The organism is Aliivibrio wodanis (assembly GCF_052920805.1).
Map to the genome: position 1 here is coordinate 2690756 of NZ_JBREXA010000002.1, position 13893 is coordinate 2704648.

General features: G+C 37.0%; 12 protein-coding genes and 2 pseudogenes. 5 read left to right on the plus strand and 9 right to left on the minus strand.

Features of this window, described 5'->3' with window-relative positions; genetic code table 11:
- Window positions 1-57: 57 nt before the first annotated feature.
- On the minus strand, window positions 58-2325 hold the full coding sequence (locus ACU5DF_RS20510; RefSeq protein WP_446714000.1) for an EAL domain-containing protein: 2268 nt from the start codon (window positions 2323-2325) through the stop codon (window positions 58-60).
- A gap of 194 nt (window positions 2326-2519) precedes the next feature.
- Here ACU5DF_RS20510 and cysD point away from each other — a divergent pair, with 194 nt between their 5' ends.
- The 4 genes from cysD to cysC are packed head-to-tail and all read left to right on the plus strand — an operon-like array spanning window position 2520 to window position 7340.
- The gene (gene cysD, locus ACU5DF_RS20515) at window positions 2520-3497 is read left to right on the plus strand and encodes a sulfate adenylyltransferase subunit CysD (protein ID WP_446714001.1); all 978 of its coding nucleotides are present in this window, start codon (window positions 2520-2522) and stop codon (window positions 3495-3497) included.
- Window positions 3498-3525: 28 nt separating this feature from the next.
- Window positions 3526-4962, plus strand: coding sequence for a sulfate adenylyltransferase subunit CysN (gene cysN / locus ACU5DF_RS20520; protein ID WP_446714002.1), 1437 nt, complete (start codon window positions 3526-3528; stop codon window positions 4960-4962).
- 21 nt (window positions 4963-4983) lie between these two features.
- Window positions 4984-6711 (plus strand): SLC13 family permease, encoded by a 1728-nt coding sequence (locus tag ACU5DF_RS20525; protein ID WP_446714003.1) that lies wholly within the window; start codon window positions 4984-4986, stop codon window positions 6709-6711.
- A 14-nt stretch (window positions 6712-6725) separates the two neighbouring features.
- Window positions 6726-7340 carry an adenylyl-sulfate kinase gene (gene cysC / locus ACU5DF_RS20530; RefSeq protein ID WP_446714004.1) on the plus strand — a complete coding sequence of 205 codons (615 nt, stop codon included), beginning with the start codon at window positions 6726-6728 and terminating at the stop codon, window positions 7338-7340.
- A gap of 61 nt (window positions 7341-7401) precedes the next feature.
- Here the strand turns inward: cysC and ACU5DF_RS20535 are convergent, their stop codons facing one another.
- From ACU5DF_RS20535 to ACU5DF_RS20565, 7 genes and pseudogenes are all read right to left on the minus strand, one after another.
- A complete protein-coding gene (locus ACU5DF_RS20535; protein WP_045102971.1) occupies window positions 7402-8277 on the minus strand; it encodes a TIGR03899 family protein in 876 nt (291 codons plus the stop codon).
- A 337-nt stretch (window positions 8278-8614) separates the two neighbouring features.
- Window positions 8615-9100, minus strand: coding sequence for a DUF3299 domain-containing protein (locus ACU5DF_RS20540; protein WP_045102970.1), 486 nt, complete (start codon window positions 9098-9100; stop codon window positions 8615-8617).
- Window positions 9101-9108: 8 nt separating this feature from the next.
- A pseudogene (locus ACU5DF_RS20545) lies at window positions 9109-10369 on the minus strand (ABC transporter permease).
- Window positions 10366-11053 (minus strand): annotated as a pseudogene (locus tag ACU5DF_RS20550) (ABC transporter ATP-binding protein). Before ACU5DF_RS20550 ends, ACU5DF_RS20545 begins: the two co-directional pseudogenes overlap by 4 nt.
- A 36-nt stretch (window positions 11054-11089) precedes the next feature.
- On the minus strand, window positions 11090-11752 hold the full coding sequence (zrgA, locus tag ACU5DF_RS20555) for a zinc uptake protein ZrgA (RefSeq protein ID WP_446714005.1): 663 nt from the start codon (window positions 11750-11752) through the stop codon (window positions 11090-11092).
- Window positions 11753-11802: 50 nt separating this feature from the next.
- Window positions 11803-12093: a DUF2607 family protein gene (locus ACU5DF_RS20560; RefSeq protein WP_045102967.1), complete on the minus strand. Its 291-nt coding sequence runs from the start codon at window positions 12091-12093 to the stop codon at window positions 11803-11805.
- Window positions 12094-12160: 67 nt separating this feature from the next.
- Window positions 12161-12712 carry a YtfJ family protein gene (locus ACU5DF_RS20565; RefSeq protein ID WP_446714006.1) on the minus strand — a complete coding sequence of 184 codons (552 nt, stop codon included), beginning with the start codon at window positions 12710-12712 and terminating at the stop codon, window positions 12161-12163.
- 276 nt (window positions 12713-12988) lie between these two features.
- Here ACU5DF_RS20565 and ACU5DF_RS20570 point away from each other — a divergent pair, with 276 nt between their 5' ends.
- Window positions 12989-13198 carry a stringent response modulator YtfK gene (locus ACU5DF_RS20570; RefSeq protein ID WP_045103363.1) on the plus strand — a complete coding sequence of 70 codons (210 nt, stop codon included), beginning with the start codon at window positions 12989-12991 and terminating at the stop codon, window positions 13196-13198.
- A 33-nt stretch (window positions 13199-13231) separates the two neighbouring features.
- Here ACU5DF_RS20570 and msrA read toward each other — a convergent pair whose 3' ends face one another.
- Window positions 13232-13816 carry a peptide-methionine (S)-S-oxide reductase MsrA gene (gene msrA / locus ACU5DF_RS20575; RefSeq protein WP_446714007.1) on the minus strand — a complete coding sequence of 195 codons (585 nt, stop codon included), beginning with the start codon at window positions 13814-13816 and terminating at the stop codon, window positions 13232-13234.
- Between the last annotated feature and the right edge of the window lie 77 nt (window positions 13817-13893).

Sequence of the window (13893 nt, forward strand, 5' to 3'; positions counted from 1 at the left end):
ATGTTATAAATGTAACGAGTCTCTCAATGTGTGCGGTTGATCTATTTTCAGTGTGCTTTACGGTAACTGAATCACAAGTTCAACAGGAGTCACATCGGAAGGCTTATTCGTTATTTTATTCGTCAATAGTTCAATTAAAGGGACAGGTTTAGCAATCGCATAACCTTGAGCGTAATGAATATCCATGTTTCGTAATAGGCTAATGTGTTCAGAGGTTTCTACGAACTCTGCAACCGTACTTAAAGACATTCCTTTTGCAACTTGGCTGATGGTATTAACGATAGTTTGGTCTACTTTATTTTCTGTAATATTACGAACGAAAGAACCATCAATTTTTAAAATATCGATTGGTAATCGTCGCAAATAATCAAAGCTTGCATAGCCTGTTCCAAAATCATCTAATGCAATTTTACAGCCCTCTAAACGTAAGCGTTCAATCGTTTTAATCGCTTGCTGTTCATTGGTTAATGCTGCACTTTCTGTTATTTCAAAACATATTTTTTTTAATGGGATTGAATGCTTAGTCGCGAGTGAAAAAATATAATCGGCTAAGGTTGAGTCGTTAAGTGCTTGTGCCGTTAGGTTGATAGAACAACGGCCGATCGAATCCCAATCAGTTAAATATTTATTAAGAACTTTAAAGGTGTGTTCAATTACCCATTTATCAAGCTCAACTTGCAAGCCAAATTCATTAATTAAAGGAAAAAATTCGGCAGGTGATAATGGCTGAGATTCATTTTTATCTGAAGTGAGTCGAATTAGAACCTCAAAATAGAGAGGAGAATCTTCTTGTTTTAAATCGAGATAAGGTTGACAGAATAGAATGAATTTATTGTTATCAAAGGCTGATTGGATACGACTTAGTTTGTCGATTTTTCTTTCTTCATTTTGTTTTAGTGTTACCCAATTAATGTTTATACCGTGGTCAAAATTAGCATTTGGAGTACATAGAGTAGATAGCAGTAAATCAATATCAATATTTTTATTTAGTTTACAACATACAACTTTCTGATTGATGAGTTGAATACTTTGTTCTTGCCACTGAAAGATGAATTTAGCTAATGATTGAGCTATGTCCTTTATCTCATGACGAATACTTGGGGAATTAGGTAATAAATATAAAATACCTTGAGAGAAGGGAGGAAGGTAAGCTATTCCACGGTGATGAGTAAAATCACAAATAAATTCAGATACGTTACGCATTAGTAGGGCTTTACCTTCAAACCCTAATGAATGTAAGCGATTACTAATTTCTGCTAGATCAATGTAAGTCATCACGTAATCGGTCGACTGTGATAAATCGTGGGATAATTGCGAGATACTAAATAAACCAGTGTAAGGATCTCTTCGTTCTTTTTCGATGGCGGCGCGGTTAGTAAGAAAATTTTTCACTGATTGTGCTGAGAGCAACATAATTAATGTTGTTATAGCAAATAAAATAGCAATCATACTATAGAACGTTGATGAGCTAATGATGTCTTGATTGTAATTATAAACAGCACTTTCTGCAGAGATTAAACAGACAATAGTTGAGATTAAATAAGGTTGTATGATCCCAAAATTGCCAACACCTAAACCAATAATTGGTACTAATAGTAAGCAGAGAGCATTTAAGACTAAAGGATCGTGAGAAAAGAAGGTAAAAATGATGGTTAAGCTGCATAAACTTAACCACGTATAATAAAGCCCTGTGGTTTGATTTATCTTTCTCATGTCTTTATCAAGAATTAAATAATTATTGTTAAATTCTTTAAATGGAAATCCAATAAAAGCGAACAGTAAAGGTGTTAGTAATAATTGGGATATAGAGCTACCTAGTGCTGAATAGGCTAAGTACTCAGGGCTACTCATAAAAGGGTAATTAAGCATTTCTGCAATATGTATCATGCCAATACTAGCACCAATAGGATAAAGCACTCCCATAATTGAAATGTAGTAAGTTGCTCTTAATGTGTAATCAAATTGGGTTAATGTAAAGCTTGCTTTTTTGTAAATATAAATAAAGAAAAGAGAGGTCATCGGATAGAAAAGAGAAAACACGAGTGCAACATCAAGTGGCCTGTTTGAAATAAAAATATATTGGTATAACAGTGCGAGCACAATTGCAGGAGTAACTTTTTTTCCAAACCGTAACTGAGATGCGGTAATAAAAGCGGCGGTAATGGAAATGATATGGACACGATCGGCTTGAGAGACAAAGAATTGAGAGAGCTCAAAAGTAAATACGGTAACGACAGAGATTATAAAGGAAAATAAGAATTTTTGAGTGAGGGTTTTTAAGTTCAATCTCATTGTATAAGTGCCCGTTATTAATGGAAATGGCATTCTATATGCCTTTTAATCGCATATCGAACGATATCTCTCCTTTTTTATCATTTTTATAAATGAAACCTTTTTATTTATAACCGTTAGCATTAAATCGAATAAAAAATGAAATTTTAGAATTTCAGGTAATAAAGCAACCCGTCTATAGTGACTTTATTGGAATGAAAAATAGCCATCGCTAGAAAAGAGCATTGATGCTTGTTAGAGCAATTAATGCCGTTAGTGATGTCATTGCCAAATTTAGCCTAAAGGACAAAACACACATGGACGCAAAACGATTAACCCACCTACAACAGCTAGAAGCTGAAAGTATTCATATTATTCGTGAAGTTGCTGCTGAGTTTGATAACCCAGTAATGATGTATTCGATTGGTAAAGATTCTTCTGTGATGCTGCACCTTGCTCGTAAAGCTTTTTATCCTGGAAAAATTCCATTCCCTCTTTTACATGTTGATACTGATTGGAAATTCAAAGAGATGATTGAATTTCGTGAGAAAACCGCAAAGAAATATGGTTTTGACTTATTAGTACATAAAAACCCTGAAGGTATGGAAATGGGAATTAACCCATTTGTACATGGGTCATCAAAACACACCGATATCATGAAAACTCAGGGTTTAAAGCAAGCACTAAACAAATATGGTTTTGATGCGGCTTTTGGTGGCGCGCGTCGTGATGAAGAAAAATCTCGAGCTAAAGAGCGTGTGTATTCGTTTCGAGATAAAAACCACACGTGGGATCCAAAAAATCAGCGTCCAGAGTTATGGAATACCTATAACGGCCAAGTAAATAAAGGCGAAAGCATTCGAGTTTTCCCATTATCGAATTGGACGGAGTTGGATATTTGGCAATATATCTATTTAGAAAATATTGAAATTGTTCCACTTTATTTATCTGAAAAACGTCCTGTGGTTGAACGTGATGGCATGTTGATCATGGTGGACGATGAACGTTTAGAGTTAGAAGAAGGCGAAGAGATCCAACATAAAGACATTCGCTTTAGGACCTTGGGTTGTTATCCATTGACTGGTGCTGTGGAATCAACCGCAAATACCTTACCTGAAATCATTGAAGAGATGTTGGTTGCCACCTCAAGTGAGCGTCAAGGTCGAGCGATAGATCATGATTCATCTGGTTCCATGGAACTGAAAAAACGCCAAGGCTACTTTTAATATCAAGCATCTAAGGAAGGATTAAATAATGAATAGTGCAGTAGAGCAACAATTAGAAGAGCTTGGTATTGAAGCTTATTTAAAAGAACATCAATACAAATCATTACTTCGATTTTTAACTTGTGGTTCGGTGGATGATGGTAAAAGTACCCTCATAGGCCGATTACTCCATGACTCAAAACAAATCTATGCAGATCAGTTAGATGCTGTTCATGCAGATAGTCAGCGCGTCGGCACAACAGGTGAACGCCCTGACTTGGCATTGTTGGTTGATGGCCTGCAAGCTGAGCGTGAACAAGGCATTACTATTGATGTAGCGTATCGCTATTTCTCAACTCAAAAACGCAAATTTATTATTGCGGATACGCCGGGGCACGAGCAGTACACACGTAATATGGCGACTGGTGCATCTACCTGTAATGTTGCGGTTATCTTGATTGATGCGCGTAAAGGGGTACTTGATCAAACTCGTCGTCACTCTTATATCGCGAATCTTCTTGGTATTCGTCACTTTGTGGTTGCAGTAAATAAAATGGATTTAGTGGATTACTCTCAATCTCGCTTTGAAGAGATTAAAGAAGAGTATTTAACCTTCTCCAAAAAGCTAAATAATCCAAACCTAGATATTTCTATCCTGCCGTTATCAGCTCTAGAAGGAGATAACGTGGTAAATCAGAGTGAGGAGCTATCTTGGTATCAAGGTACGCCACTTTTAGAAGTGTTAGAAAATATTGATATTGATTCAGACAGAGGTAATGGTGAATTTAGATTCCCTGTGCAATATGTAAATCGTCCAAATCTAGATTTTCGTGGCTTTGCAGGAACCATTTCAGCAGGTGGAATTTCTGTTGGTGATGAAATTGTTGCTTTGCCATCGGGTAAAAAATCAAAAGTGGCACGCATTGTTACCTTTGATGGTGATTTAGATTCGGCCCAAGCAGGCCAAGCGGTGACATTAACGCTAGAAGACGAGATAGATATTAGTCGTGGTGATTTGTTAGTGAAGGCGAACTCTAGCTTACAAGCAACGGATCAATTTAAAGCTGAGATTGTATGGATGACAGAAAAAGGGTTAGAGCCAGGTCGCCAATACGACATTAAAATTGCAGGTAAGAAAACGGTAGGCCAAATTGATGCTATTCATCACCAAGTAAATATTAATAGTCTGGATACGTTTGAGACTCAAGAATTGCCTTTGAATGGTATTGGTTTGTGTGACGTATCATTGACTGAAACGGTGAGCTTAGATCGCTATAAAGATTGTGCCGATACTGGTGGCTTTATCTTTATTGATCGCTTAACGAATGTCACGGTAGGGGCTGGCATGATCCAAAACCTTTCTGAATTGAGTGATGCAAAACCTATCAATGATAATGTCACTGCTTTTGAGGTAGAATTGAATGCGTTAGTTCGTAAACATTTCCCTCACTGGAAAGCACAAGATGTTTCTAAGCTTTTAAGTTAATGGCTTAAAAAGGAATACTCTATGGCATGGGAGCAAGGATTCGTTCTGGCTTTATTAGCTCTTATTATTGTGAGTCTATTAGCAAGTAAATTAAAACCAAGTGTGATTTTTGCAGGGGCGGCGTTTATTGCTTTTATGTTAGGGATGATTGATTTACCTAGCTTGGCAAAAAACTTTACTAACTCGTCACTGTTAACCTTGGTGTTATTGATTTTAAGTTCTTGTGCCTTAGAAAAAACACGTCTTATCAGTTGGGTAGGGCGCTATATTTCAGAAGGAAGGTTAGGGAGTGTGGTAGGCAAATTGGGTCTATCTACTGCTATTCTTTCTTCTTTTACTAATAATACCGCCGTGGTGGTGTCGTTAATTGGTGCGATAAAGCGTAATCAACGCCATGCTCCTTCCCGTCTACTTATTCCTCTCTCTTATGCTGCAATCTTAGGTGGCACACTGACCTTAATAGGAACATCGACCAATTTAATTATTAATAGTTTTGTGGAAGACGCTGGCTTACCGAGTTTAAGTTTCTTTGCACCAACAAGCATTGGTATCGCGGTACTGCTTGGTGGTTTGTTAATTTTAATTCCATTAAGTTATTTGTTACCTCAGTACGATGAGGGGCATCAAGATGAATTACCCTATTTTTTAGAAGCTAGAGTACAAGGTGGTTCACCATTAGTAGGAAAGTCGATTAGCGAAAATAACTTAAGAGCATTGCGTAAGCTTTTTTTAGCAGAAGTCATTCGAGAGGGAAAAACTATCTCTTCGGTTGACCCTGATATGGTGCTCTTAGCGGGTGATAGATTACTGTTTTGTGGTGATATTGAAAGTGTCACTACACTACAAGAAATTAATGGCTTAACGCTTTTTGGTCAGCATCATTTAAATGGTCAAAATTTAATAGAAGTCATCGTGAGTCAATCCGCGTCTATTCGTGGAAAAAGTATTAAGTCTTCTAAATTTAGAGACCGTTTTGATGCCGTGGTTGTCGCTATTCGACGAGGTCATGAACGTCTTGAAGGAGGTTTAGGAAAAATTGAACTACAGGCTGGTGATACGTTAGTTCTAGTGCCAGGAAAAGATTTTGAACAGAGTAAGCAACAGCTAAAACGTGAATTTGTCATTATTAGTGAACTCGACTCTGCAGCAAAATTGGATGGTGATAAAAGTGCCTTGGTTTTATTGGGTTTTGCTGGTGTTATTGCTGCGGAATTACTGAATATATTTCCGATAATCAAAGGCTTGTCGGTTTATCTCTTAGCGTTATTAGCGCTCGGCGTGATTAATATTGGAGAGCTACGTCGACGTTTTCCTATTGATATTGTCGTTATCGTTGGAGCGGCACTTTCGATTGCTCAATTAATGTTGTCATCAGGTTTATCTGTACAACTTGGTAATATGTTTATGGAGTTATTTAATGGTTGGGGAGTGATGGGTGCCTTGATCGCCGTTTATCTGATTACTTTAGTATTAACAGAATTGATCACTAATAACGCGGCAGCAGCCTTGGCGTTTCCTATTGGCTACAGCATGGCGTTAGGCTATGGGGTTGATCCTATGCCTTTTATTATGGCGGTATTATTTGGAGCCAGTGCCAGTTTTATTTCTCCTTATGGATATCAAACCAATTTATTAGTATTTAGTGTGGGTAACTACACGCTGCTTGATTACGTAAAAGTGGGATTACCGATGTCGATTATTTATTCGGTGTTAGTACTTACGTTAATCCCTTATTTTTTCCCATTTTAATTCAAGGATGAAACATGACAGTCAAAGACGTTGTGAAAGATGAAAATATTGTTTGGCACCAGCATTCTGTAACTAAAGAAACGCGCTCTAAATTGAAAAAACAGAAGTCAGCAGTACTTTGGTTTACTGGGTTGTCAGGCGCAGGAAAATCAACTATCGCTGGGGCGTTAGAGATTAAATTAGCTGAACTTGGTTACCATACTTACCTATTAGATGGGGATAATGTTCGTCACGGTTTGTGCCAGGACTTAGGCTTTTCGGATCATGATAGGCAAGAAAATATCAGACGTATCGGAGAGCTTTCAAAGTTGATGGCAGATGCAGGGTTAATTGTATTGAGTGCATTTATTTCGCCTCATAGAGCAGAGCGTCAAATGGTGCGAGAGTTATTACCAGAAGGCGAGTTTTTAGAAGTCTTTGTGAATACTTCTCTAGATGAATGTGAAAAAAGAGATCCTAAAGGCTTATATAAAAAAGCACGAGCAGGAGAGATAAAACACTTCACAGGAATTGATTCAGAATACCAATCCCCGGTAAACCCTGAGATTGATTTACCTGCCGGAAGTGAATCTATTGATGTGTTAGTTGAACAGTGTTTAGGTGAGTTAAGAGATCGAGAGATAATTTAAATTGCTTTGAAGCTCGTAATAATAAGCGCCCAGGAGGTCATTTTTCTGGGCGTTTGTATTTTTATGCGGTGATAGAAATACTTTTTTTTGCATCAGTTTCTACAATAAATTTCTGACTGAGTAAACTGATCAAGTTGTCATAATAACTATCGTTAGATTTATTCCCCAGTAATTTACATAGCTCTGCACCTGTTGGACTAAAGCGATAATAGATAAGGCGAGAGCTTTTCTGCATAGGTTTTATTGCTAGGCTTTTCCCTTGATACTGTAATGGCAAAGCGGGTTCAAATTCTATTTCACCTGACTCTAGCTCTGTTCCAAGTAATAAGCCTAAATCTATTAAGAGCAGTAAGCTTGAATAAGGGAGTTTATAATTGCCTAAATGTACTAGTTGTGGGCCCTCTGTTTTATATAGATTAAATAGGGTCCCAGCGCACTTATAACCAAGCAATAATTTTTTACTATTGTCTTGTCCAAAACTACAAGCCAGTGATGCTGCGCGTTGAAATGTTTGCGCCTCGCGTTGCGTCATGTCTTTTAATACTTTTAAGGCTTTCATAGATGTAGAGCCTGGGGTGATTACTTCTTGTTTGAAAATTTGGCTCCATAGACGTTGCATTGAGGGATCGTGGATGTCTTTAGCCATTTCAAAGAAACGATGAAGCCAATCTGGATCAGGGTCACCTGCGGTTTCATCTTTACAGTAGTCGTGAGCAAACTTGATGATCTGTTCTAAATTTTGCTGTTGTTGCTCTCGTAATAATTTTTCTCTGTATAGTGCGCGCTTTAACAGAGTTTCTTCAGGCTTTTGAGCTTGCAGTTTTGCTCCTAAACCTTGCTTAACTGCGATTTCTTTTAGGCGCCGAACGCTACTCACAACATAATGTTCTTTTTTATGAGTGTCATCTTCAATGATGATGCCTTGCTGTGTATCCATAAGTGCACCTAATTTCGTGGTTTTTCTACGTAATAAATAGATTATCTAATTAGACATATTGGTATAACTAATCTTTTATAGTATCGGTATTAGAAAGTAAAAACTTTAACCTTAAAACAAGAATTAAGAAATAATTAGAAAAAGACAGGGCTTAAATGATAAGTTTTTGTTAAAATAAATCGTTTAATTGTTTTCTTAGGGAAGAGGTAATGAAAGGCTTAAATATTAAAAATGTACTTATCAGTATTACGTTAGTAGGAGTTTATGCAAGTACACTGGTTTATTTATCTAATTATATTTAATTATTTAAAATAAACCAGTGATTTAAGTATGTTAATTATTCATCATCATATTCTTCTAAGCGAACCCCTTCAATGAGATATCCAGTTTCTGCAAGCTCACTATTGATGGTTTCTGTTTTTAGCTTTCCTACGATATAAATAACATCCCATAGCTGCTGTATTGGGGCACCTTTTTCAAACTTTACATAGATGATTTGGTTTGGTGGTGGTGGTGGAACGTGAATACAAGCACCAAAGTAAGGCACTAGCAAAAACTCGGTGATCATGTGGTCATCACCTTCTAGTGGAATAACAAAACCTGGAATTTTTACCATGCTGCCATTCAATTCTTGTCGAACTCCGCCAACAATAGATTGTTGCATTTTCGTACCATTATGATTGACCTGTGGCATACCTACCGCATCAAATTGATTTCTTTCTTTCTCGGGAACTAAATCAATCCAATCGAGTTTTAATACTTCATTACTAAAAGCGCTGAAGGGCAAAAGTAATAATAAGCAGAGTAAGAATTTATTTTTCATGTTTATCCTTAAAGTCTAATTGTCATACCATCACTCAATGAGTGTCGATACGCTTGAATGGCTGGAATAACCCCGATAATAAAACCAGAGCATAGAATAAGCGCTAATAGTTTTAATTCGTATAAGCTTGGTAATGTAAGCTCAATGGCAATACCATAATATTGTTGAATTATGGGCTGTAATAGAGATAGAGATAGATATAAACCCAATAGGCCTATAATGATCCCAAAGGTTGTTATTACGACGGCTTCACTAATAAGTAGTGCGAAAATGTGTTTCGGTTGAGCTCCCATTGATCTTAGGATGGCCATTTCTCGTCGTCTTTCTTGTAAGCTGGTTAATAAGCTGGTGAGCATTCCCATTAAGCCTGCAATAACAACAAAAACAGAGACGGCCAATAAAGCTTGTTCTGCCATCGACATCATTCCCCATAATTCATGCAATGCGATACCAGGAAGAATGGCGCTTAGCGGTTCTTTATTATAATCATTAATATATCGTTGTAGCGCAAAGGTTTGAATTTTTGAGTTAAGCCCTAGCATGAACGCGGTAATTGCTTGAGGTTCAAATTGATGTTGTTCCAATATTTCCGCATCTGGTGTACCTCCTAAATGAGCACCACTTTCCCAACCAACATGTATCGCTTCGATTGCACCTAAAGATACATGCAAGGTTTTATCTACTGGGGTTCCGGTTGGTGCTAAAATACCAGTAACGGTAAAGGGTAAATTATCATGACGAGTAAAGGACTTATCACTAATTCCATGAGCGATAACTAATTTATCACCTAGTTTGTAGCTCAGTTTATTTGCTACATCGGCACCGAGTACGACATCAAATAAGTGTGAAAATGGTTTACCTTCTTTCAAAGGTTAATGGTTGTTTTTTTCCGTATTGATAAAAACGAAAATAATCTTGATTAGTTCCCATGACTCTAAAGCCTTTATGGGAATCACCTAGAGAGATTGGAATTGACCATTTTACTGATTTTTGATTGCTGATCTCTTGATAGCTTTTCCAGTCAATATTGTTGGTGGCATTACCAATGCGAAAAACAGAATAAAGCAGTAGGTTAACCTGACCTGAACGGGCACCAACAATTAAGTCGGTATTAGAAATAGTATTGGCAAAGCTTGTCTTTGCTTGTGTTCTAATTCGTTCAACTCCCATTAATAGCATGACAGAAATAGCGATAGTTAATACCGTTAATACGACAGTAGTTTTTCGGTTTCTTAGGCTTTTCCATGCTAATTGAGCAATACCAATCACAGCGTATCTCCTGCATTATTTAATGTTCTTAAATCAATACAACGATCAAAAAGAGACTCCAAACTTGGGTCATGACTAACAAAAAGTAATCCTGCGCCCACTGCTTTCACATTCTTCCATTAAGAGTTGAATAAAAGCAAAGCGAGTTTCGTGATCTAATGCTGAGGTAGGTTCGTCAGCAATGATCAGTTTAGGTTTACCAATGAATGCTCTTGCTGCTGCGACTCGCTGTTGTTGACCGATACTTAAGTCAGTAATTGGTTTACTAAAGTGAGAACTTGGCAATTGAAGTTGATTTAGTAGACGCTCAGCTTCTTTTATTAGATCTTGTTTTGAGAGTTCTTTTTTTGATGAGAACTGGTATGGCAAAATAACATTATCAATAACGGAAAGATAAGGCAGTAAATTAAATTGCTGAAAAATATAACCAATATTATCTGCTCTAAATCGGTCTCGTTGATTTGAGGTCAATTGATTGATGTCAGTACCATTAATACTCACCGTTCCTTTGGTAGGGGATAAGATCCCAGTAAGGAGGCTAAGTAGAGTTGATTTACCACTGCCACTTGGGCCTTTGATAAATACCTTGGTTCCTTGTTGTTGCAGATAACTTGGAATATCAAGCGTTCGCTCTGTTTGATTTGGCCAGCAAAAAGTGAGGTTTGATAATTCAATAATATTCATAAAAATTATGACGGCGTTGCCACCGTCATACCTAAATTATAGAGCTAGAACTGCTTTTTTAGCGGTTAACGTTGCTGCTTTCTGTCCTGAGTTACCTAGATACTGAACTGTCATTTTTTGCGTGTGAGAAAATACACTAAACCACTGTGTTTCTATTTGATTTAATTCCGACATTGTTTCGCAATGATATTCATATTGAGCAGTAAATTCACCATGTTCACCTTGATGTTCTTCATGGTGAGAATCATCATCATGATGGTCATGGTCATGGTCATGGTCATGGTCATGGTCATCGTGGTCTTCGCTTTTCATATTATGAGAAACATGTATATCCGAAATTTCACAGTTGGCAGACTCTGGTAGAGAGAAAATTGCATTTGGCGTTTTTAGTTTAGCAATAGCTTGCTCTAATAACTGTTCTTGTTCTTTGTTTTTAGGAGTGTGTTCAAACCCTACAACATCAGAGCCAGGAGCGGTGATTTCAAAAAGTAAATGTTCGCCATCTTGAGCTATATTGGTTTCAACTACACCATGAACGTGTGCGTCGTGTTGGCGATGCTCTGAGTGTTCAGAATGATCAGAATGATCGTGTCCATCATGATCGCCATGATGATCAGCGGCATAAGTCATTAGTGGTACTGAAAATAATGTAGTAGAGATGATTAGTCGTAGTGCATTTTTTTTATTACAGATAAGCATGAGTGCTTCCTATTATCTAAGAGTTATAAATGTGATGTAATTTATTAATGTTAGACGATAGAAAAAGGAGGTGCTCGAGAGTGAACGGTAATCGAAAACGGAGAGCTATTTTCTACAGCAGAGAATTCAAAATGAATAATAGGTTGAGGAATAATAGAGGGGGAGCTGACATGAATAACAAGGCCAGAGCCAATAGAATGAAATAATTGGCAGTTGTGGTGTTCATGATGCTGTATGTTGGAATCAATTTGGTGATAAGCAACCAAGACACTAAATAGCGCTAGAGTAATTGCTAAACTCCAATTTAACCAACGCTGTTTAGTAAAAAAGTACGATTGCATTGTACCACCCTAAAGAAATTTGAGTGGTAAATGTAATAATATAACAATTTATAAGCAAGCCATTTATTTATAGCTGAGCCTGAATTAAGCTAATAACTTGTTCTATTTCGTCAGAAGATAGTTTGCCTTCTTTTACAAAAAGTACATTCCCTTTTTTATCCTGAACAATGATAGCAGAGCTTTCAGGTTGAAGATCCCAAGCTGTGGCTACCTTGCCATTTTCATCAAGAACCATCGATGACCATGAAAATTCTTTTTTACTTTCTTCAGCCGAAGATTTTACAAACCCACCAGTTCCCCAAATAGAATCGTCTTGATTAATTATTGTTGTAGTTTGATATTTTGATTCAGGGAACTTTTCTAGGGTAATAGCACTCATAAGATCAGCGTTCATTGCTTTAGCACCACTTCGACCAGCAATGGCCTGTAATACTCGAACTTTCCCTTTTAATTGTTCACTGTTCCAATTTTGGTATACAGCAGAATCGTTGGCATAAGTAATTTCACCGTATTGTTCAACAGATACTGAAGGTACATTTTGGTTTAATGAAATATTGTGAGCAAAAGAAAGTGATGGTAACAGGAGTGTGCTAAGAGCGAGTAGTTTTACTGTTTTCATTTTTATTATCCTTGGAAATGAGTGTTTGTAGTGTAGTGCAGAGACCAAGAAAAAGCGATTCGACCAGTTATAGCTGAATCATTATTAAGTTAAGTTTCTTACTTTTTCTTAATAGAAAATTAAGTACCCAACTTGCTGTATGTTGTATTGCATTCTATAATGTTACTTAAATGTTTCAGAGAGCGTCGTTTTTAGATAAGACATTGTTGTTTATATGCAGGATGTTTTGATGGACTACTAATGAAAACCTTATTATGGATTATTGAGGTAAGAGCTATGTTTAGAAATTTTAAAGCTTATCGCCCACTGCAGGTGGCACGTTTCGTAAAAACTTTATTTAAAGGGAATTTATATATTGAAGGTGTAGGTTCATTTGAGTTTGATGGTGGAAAAATACTGATGCCAAAACAAGAAAATAGAAGAATGCTATCAGTGATGAGTGAAGTAAATCAACATATTCGTCAGTTATCCATTATGCCAGCCTAAATGAAAGAGGTGCTCATTACGAGCACCTCTTTGCTATATGAAACAGACCCCTGTTCCTCCTAATCCACAATACCCATCAGGGTTTTTTGCTAAATATTGTTGATGGTATTCTTCTGCAAAATAGAAAGGTGGTGCTGATACAATGTCGGTGGTAATCAAACGAGTGATGCCTTGTTTACTTAAAGCTTCTTGGTATTGTTGTTGTGTCTTTTGAGCTATCAATTGTTGTTTATTTGAGTTTGTATAAATTACCGATCTATATTGAGTGCCTATATCATTACCTTGACGCATGCCTTGAGTTGGATCGTGCTGTTGCCAAAAAGAGTGTAATAATGCTTCCAAAGATATAACCTTAGGATTGTAAACAATTTTTACGACTTCAGCGTGTCCTGTCGTTCCTGTACAAACTTCTTTATATTTAGGGTCTATTGTTGTACCGCCACTGTAGCCAACCGCTGTGGAGTATACTCCGGATAACTGCCAGAAAAGGCGCTCAGCTCCCCAAAAACATCCCATTCCTAAATAAATCACTTCATGATTTTGAGGGCAGGTTTCTATATTCACTTGAGAGACAAAATGTGGAGGTAAAGGTATTATATTGGTTTTATTCATGATCATGTCGCATCCTTCAACTGAATCATATGGAAGATTTTTCTCTTGTGCTACTCTACAAACCGAGTAAATTACAATTACAT

Bases quoted from the DNA above. Each gene is read 5' to 3' on its own strand.
- ACU5DF_RS20510 (WP_446714000.1), bottom strand. From the start codon at position 2,325: ATGCCATTTCCATTAATAACGGGCACTTATACAATGAGATTGAACTTA.
- cysD (WP_446714001.1), top strand. From the start codon at position 2,520: ATGCTTGTTAGAGCAATTAATGCCGTTAGTGATGTCATTGCCAAATTT.
- cysN (WP_446714002.1), top strand. From the start codon at position 3,526: ATGAATAGTGCAGTAGAGCAACAATTAGAAGAGCTTGGTATTGAAGCT.
- ACU5DF_RS20525 (WP_446714003.1), top strand. From the start codon at position 4,984: ATGGCATGGGAGCAAGGATTCGTTCTGGCTTTATTAGCTCTTATTATT.
- cysC (WP_446714004.1), top strand. From the start codon at position 6,726: ATGACAGTCAAAGACGTTGTGAAAGATGAAAATATTGTTTGGCACCAG.
- ACU5DF_RS20535 (WP_045102971.1), bottom strand. From the start codon at position 8,277: ATGGATACACAGCAAGGCATCATCATTGAAGATGACACTCATAAAAAA.
- ACU5DF_RS20540 (WP_045102970.1), bottom strand. From the start codon at position 9,100: ATGAAAAATAAATTCTTACTCTGCTTATTATTACTTTTGCCCTTCAGC.
- zrgA (WP_446714005.1), bottom strand. From the start codon at position 11,752: ATGCTTATCTGTAATAAAAAAAATGCACTACGACTAATCATCTCTACT.
- ACU5DF_RS20560 (WP_045102967.1), bottom strand. From the start codon at position 12,093: ATGCAATCGTACTTTTTTACTAAACAGCGTTGGTTAAATTGGAGTTTA.
- ACU5DF_RS20565 (WP_446714006.1), bottom strand. From the start codon at position 12,712: ATGAAAACAGTAAAACTACTCGCTCTTAGCACACTCCTGTTACCATCA.
- ACU5DF_RS20570 (WP_045103363.1), top strand. From the start codon at position 12,989: ATGTTTAGAAATTTTAAAGCTTATCGCCCACTGCAGGTGGCACGTTTC.
- msrA (WP_446714007.1), bottom strand. From the start codon at position 13,816: ATGATCATGAATAAAACCAATATAATACCTTTACCTCCACATTTTGTC.